This is a genomic window from Blautia intestinalis, from assembly GCF_014297355.1.
GTDB lineage: Bacteria > Bacillota > Clostridia > Lachnospirales > Lachnospiraceae > Blautia_A > Blautia_A intestinalis.
Map to the genome: position 1 here is coordinate 212,787 of NZ_JACOQE010000003.1, position 18,496 is coordinate 231,282.

16 protein-coding genes, 1 other RNA gene and 1 other annotated feature are annotated in these 18,496 nt (G+C 43.1%); of the genes, 16 read left to right on the forward strand and 1 reads right to left on the reverse strand.

The features are described from left to right. Positions 1-75 precede the first annotated feature (75 nt). From H8Z79_RS07375 to H8Z79_RS07405, 7 genes are all read left to right on the forward strand, one after another. Positions 76-837, forward strand: a complete 762-nt coding sequence (locus tag H8Z79_RS07375; RefSeq protein ID WP_015542972.1) for an exodeoxyribonuclease III — start codon at positions 76-78, stop codon at positions 835-837. A gap of 38 nt (positions 838-875) precedes the next feature. Continuing rightward, positions 876-2,762, forward strand: a complete 1,887-nt coding sequence (locus H8Z79_RS07380) for a Type II secretory pathway, pullulanase PulA and related glycosidase (protein ID WP_118039526.1) — start codon at positions 876-878, stop codon at positions 2,760-2,762. Continuing rightward, positions 2,722-3,276, forward strand: coding sequence for a DUF5662 family protein (locus tag H8Z79_RS07385; protein WP_118039525.1), 555 nt, complete (start codon positions 2,722-2,724; stop codon positions 3,274-3,276). The genes H8Z79_RS07380 and H8Z79_RS07385 overlap by 41 nt, the downstream gene beginning before the upstream one ends. Positions 3,277-3,448: 172 nt before the next feature. After that, entirely contained in the window at positions 3,449-3,829 is a 381-nt protein-coding gene (locus H8Z79_RS07390) for a GntR family transcriptional regulator (protein ID WP_118039524.1), read from the forward strand. Beyond that, entirely contained in the window at positions 3,823-4,674 is an 852-nt protein-coding gene (locus H8Z79_RS07395) for an ABC transporter ATP-binding protein (RefSeq protein WP_118039523.1), read from the forward strand. Before H8Z79_RS07390 ends, H8Z79_RS07395 begins: the two co-directional genes overlap by 7 nt. Beyond that, on the forward strand, positions 4,671-5,327 hold the full coding sequence (locus H8Z79_RS07400) for an ABC-2 transporter permease (RefSeq protein ID WP_118039522.1): 657 nt from the start codon (positions 4,671-4,673) through the stop codon (positions 5,325-5,327). Before H8Z79_RS07395 ends, H8Z79_RS07400 begins: the two co-directional genes overlap by 4 nt. Before the next feature lie 49 nt (positions 5,328-5,376). Next, on the forward strand, positions 5,377-6,474 hold the full coding sequence (locus H8Z79_RS07405) for a DUF362 domain-containing protein (protein ID WP_118039521.1): 1,098 nt from the start codon (positions 5,377-5,379) through the stop codon (positions 6,472-6,474). Between the two features lie 470 nt (positions 6,475-6,944). Here H8Z79_RS07405 and H8Z79_RS07410 read toward each other — a convergent pair whose 3' ends face one another. Continuing rightward, positions 6,945-7,541 (reverse strand): cytidylate kinase-like family protein, encoded by a 597-nt coding sequence (locus H8Z79_RS07410; protein WP_118039520.1) that lies wholly within the window; start codon positions 7,539-7,541, stop codon positions 6,945-6,947. A 383-nt stretch (positions 7,542-7,924) separates the two neighbouring features. Here H8Z79_RS07410 and H8Z79_RS07415 point away from each other — a divergent pair, with 383 nt between their 5' ends. From H8Z79_RS07415 to H8Z79_RS07450, 9 genes are all read left to right on the forward strand, one after another. After that, positions 7,925-8,770 carry a cell wall hydrolase gene (locus H8Z79_RS07415; RefSeq protein WP_118039519.1) on the forward strand — a complete coding sequence of 282 codons (846 nt, stop codon included), beginning with the start codon at positions 7,925-7,927 and terminating at the stop codon, positions 8,768-8,770. 186 nt (positions 8,771-8,956) lie between these two features. Further along, positions 8,957-10,447 (forward strand): threonine synthase, encoded by a 1,491-nt coding sequence (gene thrC / locus H8Z79_RS07420; protein WP_118039518.1) that lies wholly within the window; start codon positions 8,957-8,959, stop codon positions 10,445-10,447. Positions 10,448-10,542: 95 nt separating this feature from the next. Further along, a non-coding RNA gene (ssrS, locus tag H8Z79_RS17665) (6S RNA) lies at positions 10,543-10,720 on the forward strand. Positions 10,721-10,794: 74 nt separating this feature from the next. Continuing rightward, complete coding sequence (locus tag H8Z79_RS07425) at positions 10,795-11,850, forward strand: aldose epimerase family protein (RefSeq protein WP_118039517.1); 1,056 nt, start codon at positions 10,795-10,797, stop codon at positions 11,848-11,850. A gap of 72 nt (positions 11,851-11,922) precedes the next feature. Further along, positions 11,923-13,059 (forward strand): SpoIID/LytB domain-containing protein, encoded by a 1,137-nt coding sequence (locus tag H8Z79_RS07430; protein WP_015542909.1) that lies wholly within the window; start codon positions 11,923-11,925, stop codon positions 13,057-13,059. Between the two features lie 60 nt (positions 13,060-13,119). Continuing rightward, a complete protein-coding gene (locus tag H8Z79_RS07435; RefSeq protein ID WP_015542908.1) occupies positions 13,120-14,022 on the forward strand; it encodes a YihY/virulence factor BrkB family protein in 903 nt (300 codons plus the stop codon). 4 nt (positions 14,023-14,026) lie between these two features. Further along, positions 14,027-14,250: a binding site (T-box leader), on the forward strand. A 48-nt stretch (positions 14,251-14,298) separates the two neighbouring features. Continuing rightward, positions 14,299-15,318 (forward strand): phenylalanine--tRNA ligase subunit alpha, encoded by a 1,020-nt coding sequence (gene pheS, locus H8Z79_RS07440; RefSeq protein ID WP_072523307.1) that lies wholly within the window; start codon positions 14,299-14,301, stop codon positions 15,316-15,318. A gap of 44 nt (positions 15,319-15,362) precedes the next feature. Then, on the forward strand, positions 15,363-17,780 hold the full coding sequence (gene pheT, locus H8Z79_RS07445; RefSeq protein ID WP_118039515.1) for a phenylalanine--tRNA ligase subunit beta: 2,418 nt from the start codon (positions 15,363-15,365) through the stop codon (positions 17,778-17,780). Continuing rightward, complete coding sequence (locus H8Z79_RS07450) at positions 17,780-18,394, forward strand: histidine phosphatase family protein (protein ID WP_182279223.1); 615 nt, start codon at positions 17,780-17,782, stop codon at positions 18,392-18,394. Before pheT ends, H8Z79_RS07450 begins: the two co-directional genes overlap by 1 nt. The last annotated feature ends 102 nt before the right edge of the window (positions 18,395-18,496 follow it).

Sequence of the window (18,496 nt, forward strand, 5' to 3'; positions counted from 1 at the left end):
TGTTTAAACTGTATCATGAATCATGTATAATGGAAATATCAGACATTTGATCGATTTGAAGGAGTAAATGAGACAATGAAATTGATTTCATGGAACGTTAATGGAATCAGAGCCTGTATTACAAAGGGCTTTGAGGATAGATTTAAGGAGCTGAATGCAGATGTTTTTTGTCTGCAGGAGACGAAATGCCAGCAGGGACAGGTGGAACTGGAGCTTCCGGGGTATCATCAGTACTGGAATTATGCGAACCGCAGAGGTTATTCTGGCACAGCTGTATTTACAAAGAAAGAGCCATTGTCGGTAGTGAACGGAATCGGGATAGAAGCGCATGACAAAGAAGGCCGCGTGATCACACTTGAATTTGAAGAATTCTATTTTGTTACGGTATATACACCGAATTCGCAGAGCGAACTCCGTCGTCTGGAATACAGAATGGAATGGGAACGGGATTTTCTGGCCTATCTTCTGAAATTGCAGGAAAAGAAGCCTGTGATCTGTTGTGGAGACATGAATGTGGCACATCAGGAGATTGATCTGAAGAATCCGAAGACCAACCGCAAAAATGCAGGTTTTACCGATGAAGAACGAGCATGCTTTTCACGTATGCTGGAAAGTGGATTTGTTGATACTTTCCGCTATTTTTATCCAGACAAAGAAGGAATCTATTCCTGGTGGTCTTATCGCTTTAAGGCACGTGAAAAGAATGCCGGATGGAGAATCGATTATTTTATTGTGTCTCCGTCGTTGAAAGATAGACTTCAGGATGCATCGATCCATACAGAAATTATGGGCTCAGATCATTGCCCGGTAGAGTTGGATATTGATTTTGAGAAATAATGGATCTGAGCGAAATAAAGTGACAAGGAGAACCGGGAATGGAAAAAAAGAACAGAATCTGTGCGTATAAGGGAGATCCGGTAGTCCCCGGTGTAAACAAAAAGAAAAGCGGCATTAATTTTGCAGTGGAGGTTCCGGGAGATACTGAAGCTTCACTGGTATTATATCGAAAGGGGGCTGCGGAACCGGAAACAGAGCTTCCCTTTACAGAGGAGTATCGCACCGGCAGGATGTGCGCAATGCTGGTAACCGGGTTGAGACAGGAACGATATGAATATAATTTCCGTATAGCTGGAAAAATCGTACAGGATCCTTTTGCCTGTGTGATTCGCGGGCGCGAGAAGTTTGGTGCGCCGTTGTCGAAAGATGAACATGAGGTTCGCTGTGCATTTCTTTCAGAAAAAGAATACGACTGGGAGGGGGACGCCGCACCGGAGATTCCGTACAGTGAAATGATCCTTTACAAAATACATGTACGTGGATATACCAGACAGGCGAAGCTTGCACTTCGTAAAAGAGGTACTTTTGCAGGACTTACTGAGATGATTCCGTACTGGAAAGAGCTTGGAATCAATGCGGTGGAACTGATGCCGGCATATGAATTTCAGGAATGTGTGCAGGCAGATCATGCTGTGAATCTGGCAGTTCGTAAGAAATCCGATGACAGAATAAATTACTGGGGATATACCAGGGGATTTTATTTTGCACCGAAAGCTTCGTACTGTGCAACGAAGGAACCGGACAGAGAGTTTCGCGATATGATCCGGGCATTGCACAAAGCAGGAATCGAGTGCATTATGGAAATGTATTTCCCTAAGGGAACTCCTTCCTTACAGATGATACGCTCACTGTGGTTCTGGAAGCTTTACTATCATGTGGATGGTTTTCATCTGTTGGGAGATGGGGTGCAGCAGGATGTGATTGAGCGTGACCCAATCCTTTATGGAACAAAAAAGCTGTTTTCAAATGTTTCAGGGGAAGCAGATGCAGAAAATATGCTTGCGGAATATAATGCCGGATTTATGCTGGATATGAGACGTTTTCTCAAGAGTGATGAAGGAATGATCTCCGGCGCAGAGTTCCATATGCGAAGAAATACCGGGAATTTTGGTACAGTTAATTATATGGCGGCGCAGGATGGTTTTACGCTGTATGATACTGTTTCTTATAATTATCGCCACAATGAAGCAAATGGCGAGGATAACCGGGATGGCAGTGAATTTAATTATTCATGGAACTGCGGAGTAGAAGGCAGTACGCGAAAGACGGCGGTGCGCAGGATGAGAGAACAGCAGATGCGAAATGCTTTTCTGATGCTGTTGCTCGGTCAGGGTACGCCAATGATCTATGGCGGAGATGAATTTGCCAATTCACAGGATGGTAACAACAATGCATGGTGTCAGGACAATCCGACCGGATGGACCGACTGGAAAAATGCCAGAAGATATACCGGACTTTCATCTTTTGTGAAGGAGGCAATCGCTTTTCGTAAAAATCATCCGATTCTTCATATGCCGAAAGAAATGCGTGGAGTAGATTATATGGCAAAAGGTTTCCCGGATGTTTCTGTGCACGGGGAGCGCGCATGGTTTTTAAACCGCGATAACACGAGCCGCCTCCTTGGTATCATGTACTGCGGTGCCTATGCACAGAAGGACGATGGCACAGAAGATGATTTCCTTTACATAGGAATGAATTTTCACTGGGAAAAACGTAATATTGCACTCCCGAATCTTCCGGAGGGAATGAACTGGAAAAAGATAGCAGACACATCCGAGACGGGAGAACCGTGGTTCCGTGAACAGGAGGAACCATACAAAAAAGCTGTCAAGATCAATCCACGAACGATCGTGGTGCTGACAGCAAGGCAGGAGGAATCAGAACATGCATCCGTGGCTCCACTTCAAAACGATAACGAGGCATAAACTGCTCGTAATGAAATATTGTTTTCGTATAGGGTTATATAAGCAGGGACTGCTTCACGATCTTTCAAAGTATTCTCCGACAGAATTTTTTGTCGGATGCAGATACTATCAGGGAACGAGAAGTCCGAATAATGCAGAGAGAGAAGACATTGGTGTATCTACCTCCTGGCTGCATCACAAAGGTCGAAACAAACACCACTTTGAACACTGGGTAGATTATTCCATTGACGGGGAACATGTCATCATGGGCGCACAGATGCCGCGAAAATATGTAGCTGAGATGGTGGTTGACCGGATCAGTGCATCCAGAAATTATCTGGGAGATGCTTATGATGACAGCCAGCCGCTGGATTATTTCCTGAAAAGTAAAGAAAAGCTCTGGTTTATCCATCCGCAGACAAAGAAAGAACTTGAAGCGCTTCTACGTATTTTGAATGATCATGGGGAAGAAAAACTGCTTCATTATATCAAATACAGATACTTGAAAGGTGAAACCAGAAAAATTAAATATTAGAAGCAAGTCAGCAAAGACGATATCAAAAGTTCTTTTTTTACCGCAACTGGTAGAAAGAGGACTTTTGTTTTGCAAAGAATTAAGCGGTAATGTCACAATTAATAAAACAAACAGTATATAACAGTTGACAACAGTAATATACTGTTATATACTGTTTGTGAAGGAGGCAGATATGAAGCTTATAATTAACCATACTTCCATGGAGCCAATATATGAACAGATAATGACACAGATCAAAGCAGAAGTGATTGACGGGACCCTTCCGGCAGGGAGTGCTTTGCCATCTGTACGGGCATTGTCCAAAGATCTCAAGATAAGTGCCCTTACGGTAAAGAAGGCCTATGATAATCTGGAAACAGAAGGTCTGGTCGTAACAGTACATGGGAAAGGCAGCTTTATAGCGGAAACAAATCAGGAGCTTCTGATGGAGGAGCGCAAAAAGGAACTGGAAAAAGAACTGGAGGAGGCAGTGCGAAAGGCACGTGCAGGCGGCCTGACGAATCAGGAGATACAGGAAACGTTTCAGATTATAATGGAGGACAGGGTATGTTAGTACAGCTGGATCATGTAAAAAAGATTTATGATGACTTTGCGCTGGAACTGAATATGCAGATACCGGAGAATTGTGTGACCGGGTTGATCGGTGCAAATGGAGCGGGCAAAAGTACAGCATTTAAACTGATGCTTGGTCTGATCAGACCGGATTACGGGACAGTGAATGTGCTGGACAGAAAGGCATCAGATATGACTGTAATGGAAAAGGAAAAAATAGGTACTGTATTTTCCGATAGTGGTTTTTCTGAATATCTGACTGTACAGCAGGTGATTCACATTATGAAAAATTTTTACACAGATTTTAATGAGAATCTTTTTCAGAAACAATGCGAAAAACTGGAAATTCCATTGAAAAAACAGATAAAAGAATTTTCAACAGGAATGAAAGCAAAATTAAAAGTGATCCTGGCAATCAGCCACGACAGTAAACTATTGATTCTGGATGAACCGACAGCAGGTCTGGATGTCATTGCCAGAGAAGAAATCCTTAATTTACTGCGTGACTATATGGATACTCCCGGACGCTCGATTGTGATAAGTTCGCATATTTCCGGGGATCTGGAACATTTTTGTGACGATGTTTATATGATCCACAATGGAAAAATAGTACTTCATGAAGAAACGGACCGCATTTTGGATGAATATGGTTTTATAAAAGTGCCAGAACAAGAATTTGCAAAACTGGATAAAGAATATATTCTGCGTATAAAAAAAGAAAACTTTGGTTATAGCTGCCTGACGGATCAGAAAAATTATTATCTGGAAAATTATCCGGGAATTGTTATTGAAAAGGGCTCAGTGGACGAAGTGATTACAATGATGGTAAAGGGAGAAAGCATATGAGTGGCTTGATCGTGAAAGATCTGGAATTGATCAGAGTAAATATAAAAATATATCTGGCAGTGTTTGCGATTGGAGTTGTTTATCTGATAGCTAAAAAGGACAGTGCAGCTTTTTTTACATCTTATATGATTGTTATGAGCGTCGGGCTTTCAGCCGGAACTGTGTCATATGACAGCTATGAAAAAGGAATGAATTTTCTTATGACACTGCCGGTTACCAGAAAACAATACGTTTATGAAAAATATCTTCTGAGCATGTTGATCACACTAATAACAGGTGCTGTTTCATTTCTGGCTGGAATTATGAAAGTGCAGCTTTCCGGAAATGGCATGGTGGAAGATATTCTGGTCGGAACAGCTGTGGCATTGTTTGTGGCAGGTCTGCTTCTGGCACTTGTGATTCCGCTGCGCATAAAATATGAGGCTGAAAAAAGCAGGATTATAATGCTCGGGGTTATTGCGGCAATTTTTCTTGTGGGGATAGCCGGCAAAAAAATTATAGAAATATCTCATGGAACAATTTATAATATAGCAGAGATTTTGGATTCACTTTCTGCAGGAAATATCATGTTATCAGGTGTTGTCATATTTGCAGTGGTGGTTCTGATTTCCGTTGGATGCAGTTGCAGGATTATAAACAACAAAGAATTTTAAAGTTGCTGCGAACAGTAATATTTTAGATAAAACGAAGGAGTACTTGCTTATGGATAAGAATCAGATTTTTATAAAAAATGGCACAGAATACAAAAAGATGACAAAGGAGCTTCTTGCAGAAAGCAATCTTGCAGAGCTGATCGGTGACCGGAATAAAATGGTCGGGATCAAACCGAATCTGGTATCGCCGTCCGATCCGTCCGATGGCGGCACCACACATCCGGAAATCGTAGCCGGGATTTTGGAATATCTGAAAGAAAATGGCTTTCAGAATATGATGATCCTGGAGGGATCCTGGGTGGGAGATCGTACGGCGGATGCCTTTGAAGTCTGTGGATATCGCAGTCTCTGTGAGGATTATGATGTCAGATTTTATGATACACAGAAAGATAAGAGTTATGTGAAAGACTGCAGTGGACTGGAACTGAAAATATGCGAGAGTGTAAAAAAAATCGATTTTCTTATCAATGTGCCGGTCATGAAAGGACACTGTCAGACAAAAATCACCTGTGCGCTGAAAAACATGAAAGGGCTGATTCCAAACACAGAAAAAAGACACTTCCATGCAATGGGACTGCACAAGCCGATCGCACATCTGAATACAGGGATACATCAGGACTTCATTGTGGTTGATAATATCTGCGGAGATCTGGATTTTGAAGACGGAGGCAATCCGGTTGTGATGAACCGCATCTGGACTGCGATGGATCCGGTACTGGTTGATGCCTATGTCTGCAAACAGTTACATTATGAAGCAGAAGAAGTAGCATATGTAAAAATGGCAGCAGAACTTGGCGTGGGCTGCGCTGATATTTCAAAAGCAGATATCCAAATTCTGGGAGAAGCAGCAGAACATCACATCGCAGAACGACGAAAAGTAGTCGATGTGGCAGATGCAGTAGAAGAAGTAGAATCCTGCAGCGCCTGCTACGGTTACCTGATTCCTGCACTCGATATGCTGAAACAAGAAGGACTTTTCGAAAAGCTGCACGAAAAAATCTGCATTGGACAGGGCTATCGCGGAAAGACCGGCGAACTCGGAGTCGGCCACTGCACCCGAAACTTCCGATGCCACGTAGAAGGCTGTCCACCAACCGAAACTCAGATTTACGAATATTTGAAAGATTACATTGCAAAGCATTCTTAGAGAAGAAACCGGAATTTATTTACATTATTAAAGGACGGAGATAAGTTGCTTTTTTATCTTTAGAGAACTATTTAAGATTTCAGTAACAGGAACTTACACTTTCTTTTGAATGCTCTCTTAAATTATTGAATACACTCACGGCAGGAAACCTCACTTCCCCTCAATTCCAAAGTTCAAGAGCCGGAAGCCATATTAATTATAAGAACTCACAGAAAGAACCCTGAGCAGGGAGTCTCGCAGACATCTGCAGAAGTCGTGCAATTTCTTAGATATGTTCTGGCTGTATTATCCCCTGAAATCGTACTGTTCGAGCAAGACGCGAGTTTACGATTTCAGGGGATGTCTTTTACAGACAGATCATATCTTAGAAATTACCGACGACGAAGCCGTCTGCGAACTCCCTGCTACAGGGCTCTTTCGTGAATTATATAAATAATATCCTTTTTCCAGCTCGTTACCTGCAACCCCATCTACTTCTTCATCGCAGCTTCCTTCAGAATCTTCACAACCTCCTCCTGACTGAACTTACTGCTGTCAATACACAGATCATACTGTCCCATATCCAGCCATTTCTGATCCGTAAAAAACTCAAAATACGCACGACGTTCCTTGTCCATTCTCTTAACAAGCTTTCTGGCACTCTTTTCCTCACGATCCAGCCGTTTCATAACTGTCTGTACACGGTCTTCAAATGGTGCATAGATAAAAACTTTCAGAGCATGGTCAGTGAGAATGTTATTCGCACACCTGCCGACGATCACACAGTCTTCCTGATCGCTTAAAGAAAGAATGATTTCCCTCTGGATGCCAAATAAAACATCATTCATGGGGATTGGATAACGGTCAACACCGAGCTGTAGTTCGCTGTCAATAGGGAATCCCCATGGACTTGGGCGTTTCTCATCTACCTCTGCAAACTGGCTGAGCGGAACCTGCTTTTTACTGCTGGCCATCTCGATCAGTTCCCGGTCATAAAATCCGATTCCCATTTCTTCGGCAAGAGCCTTTCCGATTATCCGTCCATTACTTCCATACATACGATTGATTGTGATAATACGTTTACTCATATAGTTGCCTCCTCTCAAAGAATCAAACTTTTATTTGCTTTTATAATAGTATAATTTTTGGAAAATTTCAATAAAAAAACAAAATAAAACAAAAATAAATCATCATATATACAATAAAACTGACGAATTAAAACGAGTTTTCAGCTGTGAACGGTAACGATTGTCGGATCTGAGGGACAAACGTCGAACGAAAATGATTGACCATACAGAGGCATGAAAGTTATAATGATCCTGTCAGGAAAAACAGTACTGGAAAAAATTACTTGACATATCTATGCATATTAAATATAATTTTCTTATGCATTACAGAAATGTTACGAAAAGTTAAAAACACGAAACAGTAACGAAAAAAGTAATGACAAAGATGCAAGGAATGTTTGAGTATGAGAAAAACAGGATTAACAAAACAGCATAACAGAAAGGATAAAGGCGGCAAAGTACAGAATTCTTCCCTTCATGGATTTGTATCGCTTAGTGTCTGTGCGCTTACAGTACTGACTGTGACCGGAGGATGTAAGCTCATTGGAAGCGGAAGACAGAATCAGGTTTATGCAGCGTCTGAGCAGAAAAGCAGCACATATACGTACTATACGGATGATTCTCTGCCAACCGGAATTGCAGGTGTGGTTTCAGGAGTAAACGCAACGCCGTCAGCCGGTATGACTGTCAAGCGTATCGGTATTTCCTGTGATGATGTGATTGTTGGTCAGCGTGTCAGCAAAGTTACCAGCAGTGCGGTGGAGATGAATGTCAGCGATTTGATGACGACCACAGTAGATAACTTTGATGCGCAGGTAGTTTCTCATTCTTCTTCTGCGAAGATGATGTCGGATGAGGATTATGAGAATCTTCTGCAGATCGTAGAGGCAGAAGCTGGCACAGAGGACATTAAAGGTCGCGTTCTGGTAGCAAACGTAATCATGAATCGTATTAATTATCCGGAGTTTCCGAATAATGCGACAGATGTCATCTGGCAGTATATAGATGGTGTGGCACAGTTTTCACCGGTAGCTGATGGCAGAATTTCAGAAGTTGTACCTACTGACGAAACAAAAGAAGCTGTCAGACAGGCACTGGAAGGTGTAGATTATTCAGAAGGTGCGTTGTTTTTTATCCAGAAATCAGCAGCAGCCAAGAATAACATTAAGTGGTTTGATAAGAACCTTAAAAAGCTGTTCAAGCATGGTGTGCATGAATTCTATACATATCCTGAAGCAGTTCAGCAGTGAATTTTTACAAAATATATAACAGGGATTCCGGAGAGACATGATGTTTTACCGGAATCCTTTTTTTACAGCAGGTAATGAATAAACAGGCGGAAAAGTTTTTCTGCAATTTTGTATGGAATTTTACACGGCAACGTGGTATACTGTGACCAAAAATGAAACAAACCCGAAGAAAGGCAGGAAGGATACATGCAGGTATTATACAAGAGCACAAGAGGCAAAGGTGAAACAGTAACTGCTTCCATGGCAATTTTAAAAGGACTTTCTGAAGATGGAGGTCTGTTTGTACCCACTGAGATTCCGAAACTGGATGTGCCGGCAGAGAAGCTTGCACAGATGACATATCAGGAAACTGCATATGAGGTTATGAGCCGTTTCCTTACAGATTTTACAGAAGAAGAACTGAAAAACTGTATTGCAAATGCATATGATGAGAAATTTGACACTTCTGAAATTGCACCGCTTCATGAGGCAGATGGTGCTTATTATCTGGAACTGTTCCATGGTGCGACGATTGCATTTAAAGATATGGCACTTTCCATCCTGCCACATCTTATGACAACTGCTGCAAAGAAAAACGCAGTTAAGAATGAGATCGTTATCCTTACTGCAACATCCGGTGATACCGGAAAGGCGGCACTTGCAGGTTTTGCGGATGTTCCGGGAACCAGAATCATCGTATTCTATCCGAAACACGGTGTCAGCCCGATCCAGGAAAAGCAGATGGTAACACAGAAGGGTGACAATACTTATGTAGTTGGAATCACCGGAAACTTTGACGACGCGCAGACAGCAGTCAAGAAGATGTTCAATGACCGTGAACTTGCAGCGGAGCTTGATGCAGCAGGATTCCAGTTCTCCTCCGCGAACTCTATCAACATCGGAAGACTGGTTCCGCAGATCGTTTATTATGTGTATGCTTATTCGAGACTGGTTGGACAGGGCAAAGTAAAAGCTGGTGAAAAAATCAATGTTGTAGTTCCGACAGGTAACTTCGGAAATATTCTTGCTGCTTACTATGCAAAACAGATGGGACTTCCGATCAACAAACTGGTCTGTGCATCTAATGAGAATAAAGTCCTTTTTGACTTCTTCCGTACAGGAACTTATGACAGAAAGAGAGACTTTATCCTCACAACTTCTCCGTCCATGGATATTCTGATCTCCAGCAATCTGGAACGTCTGATTTATCGTCTGACAGGCGAAGATGCACAGAAATGTGCAGAACTGATGAAGTCCTTAAGTGAAGGCGGGGAGTATACGATCACCGATGAAATGAAAAAAGGCCTTGTTGATTTTTATGGAAATTACTGTAGTGAAGAAGAGACCAAAGAGACCATTCATAATGTTTACAAAAACAGTGATTATGTGATCGATCCGCATACAGCTGTTGCAGCAGGTGTTTATAAGAAATATCTGAAAGATACAGATGACCATACTGTGACGGTGATCGCATCTACAGCAAGTCCATATAAGTTTACAAGAAGTGTGATGGATGCTGTCGCAGATAAAGCAGAAGATAAAGATGACTTTGCACTGGCGGATCAGCTTTCTGCTATTTCCGGTGTCAAAGTACCGAAAGCCGTAGAAGAAATCCGTACAGCACCGGTACTGCATGATATTGTAGTGGATGCACCGGATATGCCGGATACCGTCAAAAAGGTTCTTGGCATTCACTGATTTAACACACACAGAAAAGAATCCTTTTACAGAATTTTTTTCCAGTATTATGTGTTGAAAAATCACATATAATAGAGTACAATAAAAAAAGAAAATAACTTCTGGAATGTGCGAGCCCCCTTTTTTATTTGAACCTACATTGACAAATAGGGACTCCTAAATTGCCGGAGTGATGTCAGACCTCTCGTTGTGGTAGGCAGATCTTCGGTTGCGGACACCCATCCTGGCTTAGGCTAGGCGTCAAATGGAAGGGAACGGCATTCCGGATCTTAAGAAAGAAATGAGTCATAGAGATATGGCTCTTTTTTTGAAGAAGTATGATGTATAGTCAGGTTTGGGAGGAAGTTATGGTAACAAAACGAACATTTGGAAAATTATCATCAGGAGAAGAAATTCAGATTTTCCATCTGGAAAATAAATCCGGTGCCTATGCAGAAATTTCACAGTTTGGTGCAATTCTGGTAAAGCTTTGTGTACCGGACAGAGAAGGTAAACTTACAGATGTAGTTCTGGGGTATGATGATCTTGCAGGCTATGAGGTTAACGGATGCTTCTTTGGCGCGACGATCGGAAGAAGCGGGAACCGTATTGCGGATTCCAGATTTGCGCTGGACGGACAGGAGATCACCCTTACACCGAACGAGGGCAAAAACAATCTGCACAGTGGACCGAATGGATTTGAGAAAAAAATCTGGAATGCAGCAGAGATTTCCGAAGATAAAAATGCAGTAATGTTTTCGAGAATCAGTCCGGATGGTGAGAATGGATTTCCGGGAGAATTTCAGGTTTCTGTTACATATGAAATGACAGAAAACAATGAGCTTCGAATCGTATACGGAGGAGTCTGTGACAAGACAACAGTTGCAAATATGACCAACCATTCTTATTTTAATCTTGCAGGAGAGGGCAGTGGGAAAGCAATGGATCAGTACCTGACGATTCATGCTGAATCCTATACACCGGTTGGAGAAGGATCTATTCCGCTTGGAGAGAATGCGCCGGTTGAGGGTACCCCGATGGATTTCCGCATACCACATCAGATTGGCGATGAGATTGAAGCCGACTTCGAGCAGTTAAAGATTACAGGCGGCTATGATCACAACTATGTGACCGATTATTATAACAAAGCCAGTGTCCGTGAGATTGCCCGTGCATGGTCCGAAAAGACCGGTATCGAGATGAGCGTACTGAGTGACTGCCCATGCGTGCAGTTCTATGCAGCAAACTTTGTAGAAAACGAGCATGGCAAGAATGGACATGTCTACAATCAGAGAGAAGCGTTCTGTCTGGAAACACAGGTAGAGCCGAATGCAGTCAATGTAGAAGCGTTCCATTCCCCGGTTCTGGATGCCGGTGAGCGCTATTATTCCGAGACCATTTATTGTTTCTCTGTCAGAAAATAAATAAAAGTTATTTTTCCGGCTTTCTTCATATAATGCAATATGAAGAAAGTCGGATTTTTTATTGGGATAAGTATGATTTTTTATAGTGTCACAGTGGCAAAATGCGTGGCAGAAATTTATGCGGAAGTGCCGGATCCGGTAATTCGTGTGCTGATATCGGACAGTGATTTCCAATCGTATTATCATTCGTCTGTGACAGTTGCTTATAACGGCAGGGAAATACGATATGAAGCGGAAGAACTTCAAAAGAAAAAAACAACCATACGTATTCCGGCACAAAAAAATGGCATCTGTATTCAATCGTTGAAGCGTCAGGATGGTGCACCGGTATATCAGGGAAGTATGGAACTTATACCGGATGAGCAGGGGATTCTGCTGATAAATGAACTGTATCTGGAAGAATATCTGAAAGGTGTTGTGCCAAGTGAAATGCCGTCATCGTATTCGCTTGAGGCACTGAAAGCACAGGCAGTATGTGCCAGAACTTATGCATGGAAACAGATACAGGAGGGCAGACTGACAGAATATGATGCGGATGTGGATGACAGTGTGAGCTTTCAGGTGTATGGAAATGTTCTGCCGCAGGATTCTGCCACACAGGCAGTTGAGGAGACGACCGGGCAGATCATATGTCAGAATGGAGAAGCAATTGACGCGTATTATTTTTCAACTTCGGCAGGTGCGACCAGTACAGATGAGATTTGGGGTGCTGCAAAGGCTGCGTCCTATCTGCAAAGTGTTCCATGCAAATTTGATGAACGGGAACCATGGAGTCACTGGAGTGTTGAAATTCCGTGGAAAACAATAGAAGAGAAGGCAAAAGCATATCAGGACAAAAACAGTATGTTGACAGCGATTACCATAAATACAAGAAATGAAAGCGGTGCAGTGACAGGGCTGACAGTAAGTATGGAAGACAGTTCTTTTGAATTAAAAAATGAATATGAAATCCGGCAGTTCCTTTCTCCGGAGGGCTGCACGATCACAGAAAAGGATGGCACAGAGACGGAAGGAGGAAAGCTGTTACCGAGTGCATATTTTGAACTGGAAATGAAAAAAGATGAATCCGTGAAGATTACAGGCGGCGGCTACGGGCATGGTGTCGGGATGAGCCAGACAGCAGCCAATGTGATGGCAGAACAGGGATATGATTACAGGAAAATTCTGGATTATTTTTTCAAAAATATTACAATCGAAAATCTGGGATGACAGAAAGTTGATTTCGTGGTAAAATGTACAACAAACATATTTGACCCTGGGAGAAAAAATATGGAAAAAAAATCAGAAAAAGGCACGATAGCGCTGATCCTTGGTTTCATAAAGCGCATGCAGGAGGATCATATCGGTGCATATGCTGCGCAGGCGGCATATTTCCTGATCATGTCGTTTATTCCTTTTGTGCTGGTGCTTACCGCACTTGTTCAGTATACGCCGCTTACTTACCGGATGCTCAGACAGGTGATCATCGGGTTTGTTCCGGATAATTTGCAGGATTTTGTCCTCAAGATCATCGCAGAAGTATTCTCGAAGAGTGCAGCAGTCGTACCGATTTCCGGTCTGTTCGCACTGTGGTCTTCCGGCAAGGGCATGCAGTCCCTGATTGCGGGACTGAACGTGATCTATCACGTAAAGGAGACTCGAAACTGGCTGACGAACCGGTTGTATTCGATGTTATATATGTTTTTGTTTATTATTGCAATTATCACCAGTCTTCTTCTTCTGGTTATGGGTAACCGGATACATGCGGAACTGATCGTTCATATGCCCTTACTCGGGAAGGTAGTAGGAAGAATTTTGAGTGCCAAGACATTTCTTGTTTTTGTTGTGCTCTTTCTTGTTTTTCTGGTGTTGTACAGATACCTGCCAAACAGAAAGGCTTCATTGAAAAGTCAGGTGCCGGGGGCATTTATCATTGCTGTGGCATGGTCCTTGTTTTCCTATTTCTTTTCGTTTTATTTTACATTTTTTCCGAATTTCAGTAATATGTACGGAAGTCTGTCCGCACTGATCATGGTCATGCTGTGGCTTTATGTGTGCATGAATCTCTTGCTTTACGGGGCAGAATTAAATGCATATTTTGAAAAACAGTTCCGCCAGGCGCAGTATACCGTATGGCAGCAGATAAAAAAACTGCTTGACAGATTTTTTGCGCTGTGGCATCATAAAGGCTGATAGGCGAAAAGCTGTGAAGGCGTTTCAGGAAATTGTTTTCTTACAGAGAGAAGGAGTCATCGGCTGTAAGCTCCTTTAAGTTCAGACATTTTCTTATTTTCCCGCCGGAGCTTCGTTTCTGAACTTTCAGTAGGAAGCGACGTGGATGCGCGTTAAGCATGACTCAAGTGCCTGTGGATAGTTTCACGGGAAGCAGGGTGGTACCGCGGTTATAATTCCGTCCCTTTTTGGGGACGGTTTTTTTTATGTCAAAAAAAGGAGAGTAAAATCATGGATATGAAGGAAAGACTTCAGGAATTAGCTGAAGCAGCCAGAAAACGGATCGAGGAATCAGATCGTCCGGAGAGGCTGAATGAAGTAAAAGTTGCTTACCTCGGCAAAAAGGGTGAGCTGACTGCAATCTTAAAGAGTATGAAAGATGTTGCTCCGGAAGATCGTCCGAAAGTAGGTCAGATGGTAAATGAGACCCGTGTGAAGATCGAAGAACATCTGGAAGCAACCAGAAAGAAACTGGAAGAAGCACTTCGTGAAGAAAAAATGAAAGCAGAAGTGATCGACGTTACACTTCCGGCAAAGAAAGCAATGATCGGTCATCGTCATCCAAACAGCATTGCACTCGAAGAAGTAGAACGTATTTTCATCGGGATGGGCTACGAAGTAGTAGAGGGGCCGGAAGTAGAATATGCAGATTATAACTTTACAAAACTGAATATTCCGGAAGATCATCCGGCAAGAGATGAGCAGGATACATTCTTTATCAATGATTCTATTCTTCTTCGTTCTCAGACTTCCCCGGTACAGGCACGTACCATGGAAAAGGGCAAACTGCCGATCCGTATGATCGCACCGGGACGTGTATTCCGTTCTGACGAAGTAGATGCAACACATTCTCCGTCCTTCCATCAGATTGAAGGCCTTGTCATCGACAAGAATATTACATTTGCAGATCTTAAGGGAACTCTGCAGGAGTTTGCACAGGAACTGTTCGGGCCGGAGACAAAGACAAAATTCAGACCACATCATTTCCCGTTTACAGAGCCGAGTGCAGAGGTTGATGTTTCCTGCTTTAAATGCGGCGGAAAAGGCTGCCGTTTCTGTAAAGGTTCCGGCTGGATCGAAATCCTCGGCTGCGGTACCGTTCATCCGAACGTGCTTAGAATGTGTGGCATTGATCCGGATGAATATACAGGATTTGCGTTTGGTGTAGGTCTGGAACGTATTGCACTTCTCAAATATGAGATCGATGATATGCGTCTCCTCTATGAGAATGATGTCAGATTCTTAAAACAGTTTTAAGTTGCACAGCAGTATAATGAAAATTCGAAAGGTGGATATAAAACATGAATACATCAATGTCCTGGATTAAAATGTATGTGCCGGATCTGGATGTAACAGCCCAGGAATACACAGATGCCATGACACTGTCAGGAACAAAAGTGGAAAGCTTCGAAAAACTGGATGCAGATCTGGACAAGATCGTGATCGGACAGATTGAAAAAATAGAAAAACATCCTGATGCAGATAAACTGATCATCTGTCAGGTGAATATCGGAACAGAGACTGTTCAGATCGTAACAGGTGCTCCGAACGTCAAAGAAGGTGATAAAGTACCGGTTGTTCTGGATGGCGGACGCGTTGCCGGCGGACATGACGGTAAGATGACTTCTGGCGGAATCAAGATCAAAAAAGGAAAACTCAGAGGCGTAGAATCCTGCGGTATGATGTGCTCCATCGAAGAACTGGGAAGCTCAAGAGAAATGTATCCGGAAGCACCGGAATACGGCATTTACATTTTCCCGGAAGATGCAGTAGTAGGAGAAAGTGCAGTCAAAGCACTTGGTCTTGATGATGTTGTTATCGAATATGAGATCACATCCAATCGTGTAGACTGCTACGGAGTACTTGGAATTGCAAGAGAAGCAGCTGCTACTTTTGATAAGAAATTTATTCCTCCTGTAGTCAAAGAAACAGGAAACGATGAAAAAGCATCTGACTATATCAAAGTTACCGTAGAAGACCCGGAACTTTGCCCGAGATATACAGCAAGAGTTGTGAAAAATGTCAAGATCGGACCGTCACCGAAATGGATGCAGAGATGCCTCGCTTCTAACGGCATCCGTCCGATCAACAACCTTGTAGACATTACAAACTATGTTATGGAAGAATACGGCCAGCCGATGCACGCATATGATCTGGATACCATCGAAGGCAGAGAAATCATTGTGCGTCGTGCGAAAGCAGGAGAGAAATTCGTAACACTGGATGGTCAGGAACGTGAGATGGACGATCAGGTTCTGATGATCTGCGATGGCAGGAAGGCTGTCGGTATCGCAGGTATCATGGGTGGCGAAAACTCCATGATCACAGACAATGTTCATACGGTTCTGTTTGAGGCTGCATGCTTCAATGGCACAAACATCCGTCTTTCTTCAAAGAGAATCGGACTTCGTACTGATGCATCCGGTAAATTCGAAAAAGGTCTTGACCCGAACAATGCCAAAGCAGCAATCGACCGTGCATGCCAGCTTATGGAAGAACTGGGTGCTGGTGAGGTCGTTGGTGGCTGCGTAGACATCTGCAATGAAGTAAGAGAGCCTTCCAGAGTGCCGTTTGAGCCGGAACGCATCAATGCACTTCTCGGAACAGACCTTACAAAAGAAGAAATGCTTGCATACCTTGCAAAAGTTGAACTGACACTGGATCCGGAGACAAACGAGATCGTGGCGCCTACTTTCCGTCAGGATATCCACTGCATGGCAGACGTAGCAGAGGAAGTTGCAAGGTTCTTCGGATATGATAAAATTCCGACCACACTTCCAAACGGAGAAGCTACTACAGGTAAACTTCCGTTCAAACTCCGCATCGAGAATGTGGCAAGAGATATCGCAGAATACTGTGGATTCTCCGAGGGAATGACTTATTCTTTCGAAAGCCCGAAGGTATTCGATAAACTTCGCATTCCGCAGGACAGTGATCTTCGTAAAGTTATTACGATCAGTAATCCGCTTGGTGAAGATTACAGTATCATGCGTACGACCACACTGCACGGTATGCTGTCTTCTCTGGCGACCAACTACAACAGAAGAAACAAAGGTGTTCGTCTGTATGAAATCGGTAAAGTTTATCTGCCAAAGGCACTTCCGCTGACAGAACTTCCGGATGAGAGAACACATTTTACTCTTGGCATGTACGGAGCGGGTGATTTCTTTGACATGAAGGGAGTTGTAGAAGAGTTCTTCGAAAAATCCGGCATGAAGAAAAAAGTTCACTATACACCGGACAGCAACAAGACATACCTGCATCCGGGCAGACAGGCCAGCATCAGCTACGAAGGCAAAGTAGTCGGCTATCTCGGTGAGGTACATCCGATCGTTGCAGATAATTATGGAATCGGAGAAAGAACATATGTCGCAGTGATCGATATTCTGGATATCCTTGAATTCTGTGGATTCAACCACAAATTCAGCGGAATTGCCAAATATCCGGCAGTTACCCGTGACTTAAGTATGGTTGTTCCGAAACATGTGCTTGCAGGCCAGATCGAAGACGTTCTGGAGCAGAGAGGCGGAAAGATCCTTGAATCTTATCAGCTCTTTGATATTTATGAAGGTGCACAGATCAAATCCGGATACAAATCTATGGCTTATTCTGTTGTGTTCCGTGATCATGACAAGACTCTGGAAGAGGCTGAGATCACAGCTACAATGAAGAAAATCCTGAATGGCCTGACAAACCTTGGAATCGAGCTGAGAAGCTGATGAAACTTTATGTTGTACGGCACGGGGAAACCGTGTGGAACAAACTCCACAAAGTGCAGGGGGCGGCGGATATCCCACTTGCAGAGAAGGGAATTGATCTTGCAGAGAAAACGGGTGAGGCATTAAAAGAAGTCCCGTTTGATCTCTGCATCACAAGCCCACTTGTGAGAGCGCGAAGGACGGCAGAACTGATTCTTGAAAAGCAGCCACATAAGGTGCCGGTCATCGAGGACAAAAGAATCCAGGAGATCAATTTTGGTGAAATGGAAGGTGTTGTCTGCTTTACAGATGAGCATGTATTTCTGAATGAGCAGTTGGAGAAGTTTTTTAATGATCCATGGAAATTTGAACGTCCGAAGAACGGAGAAAATATTTCAGATATTCTTGCACGGACGAAAGATTTCTGGGAAGAGGTGACCGGTAATCCGGATTATCAAAACAAAACGATTCTGATCGCATCACACGGCTGTGCAGTGCGCGCACTTCTGCAGAACATTTATCAGGATCCGAAAAATTTCTGGCATGGAAGCGTTCCGCCGAACTGCGGTGTAAATATTGTTGAGGTAAAGGACGGCGAAGCTGTGCTTCTGGAAGAAGATAAAGTATATGCATAATGAGACAGGCGGTTCGTAAAAGAGCCGCCTGTTTTTTCATGTAATAGGAAATTACTCCGTAATTTTCCTATCACATGAAAACGCTCCGCGAGGATGCGACCA

Coding starts and splice junctions, on each gene's coding strand:
- H8Z79_RS07400 (WP_118039522.1), top strand. CDS start 4,671: ATGAGTGGCTTGATCGTGAAAGATCTGGAATTGATCAGAGTAAATATA.
- H8Z79_RS07425 (WP_118039517.1), top strand. CDS start 10,795: ATGGTAACAAAACGAACATTTGGAAAATTATCATCAGGAGAAGAAATT.
- H8Z79_RS07410 (WP_118039520.1), bottom strand. CDS start 7,541: ATGAGTAAACGTATTATCACAATCAATCGTATGTATGGAAGTAATGGA.
- H8Z79_RS07380 (WP_118039526.1), top strand. CDS start 876: ATGGAAAAAAAGAACAGAATCTGTGCGTATAAGGGAGATCCGGTAGTC.
- pheS (WP_072523307.1), top strand. CDS start 14,299: ATGAAGGAAAGACTTCAGGAATTAGCTGAAGCAGCCAGAAAACGGATC.
- H8Z79_RS07405 (WP_118039521.1), top strand. CDS start 5,377: ATGGATAAGAATCAGATTTTTATAAAAAATGGCACAGAATACAAAAAG.
- H8Z79_RS07390 (WP_118039524.1), top strand. CDS start 3,449: ATGAAGCTTATAATTAACCATACTTCCATGGAGCCAATATATGAACAG.
- pheT (WP_118039515.1), top strand. CDS start 15,363: ATGAATACATCAATGTCCTGGATTAAAATGTATGTGCCGGATCTGGAT.
- H8Z79_RS07395 (WP_118039523.1), top strand. CDS start 3,823: ATGTTAGTACAGCTGGATCATGTAAAAAAGATTTATGATGACTTTGCG.
- H8Z79_RS07385 (WP_118039525.1), top strand. CDS start 2,722: ATGCATCCGTGGCTCCACTTCAAAACGATAACGAGGCATAAACTGCTC.
- H8Z79_RS07415 (WP_118039519.1), top strand. CDS start 7,925: ATGAGAAAAACAGGATTAACAAAACAGCATAACAGAAAGGATAAAGGC.
- thrC (WP_118039518.1), top strand. CDS start 8,957: ATGCAGGTATTATACAAGAGCACAAGAGGCAAAGGTGAAACAGTAACT.
- H8Z79_RS07450 (WP_182279223.1), top strand. CDS start 17,780: ATGAAACTTTATGTTGTACGGCACGGGGAAACCGTGTGGAACAAACTC.
- H8Z79_RS07375 (WP_015542972.1), top strand. CDS start 76: ATGAAATTGATTTCATGGAACGTTAATGGAATCAGAGCCTGTATTACA.
- H8Z79_RS07435 (WP_015542908.1), top strand. CDS start 13,120: ATGGAAAAAAAATCAGAAAAAGGCACGATAGCGCTGATCCTTGGTTTC.
- H8Z79_RS07430 (WP_015542909.1), top strand. CDS start 11,923: ATGATTTTTTATAGTGTCACAGTGGCAAAATGCGTGGCAGAAATTTAT.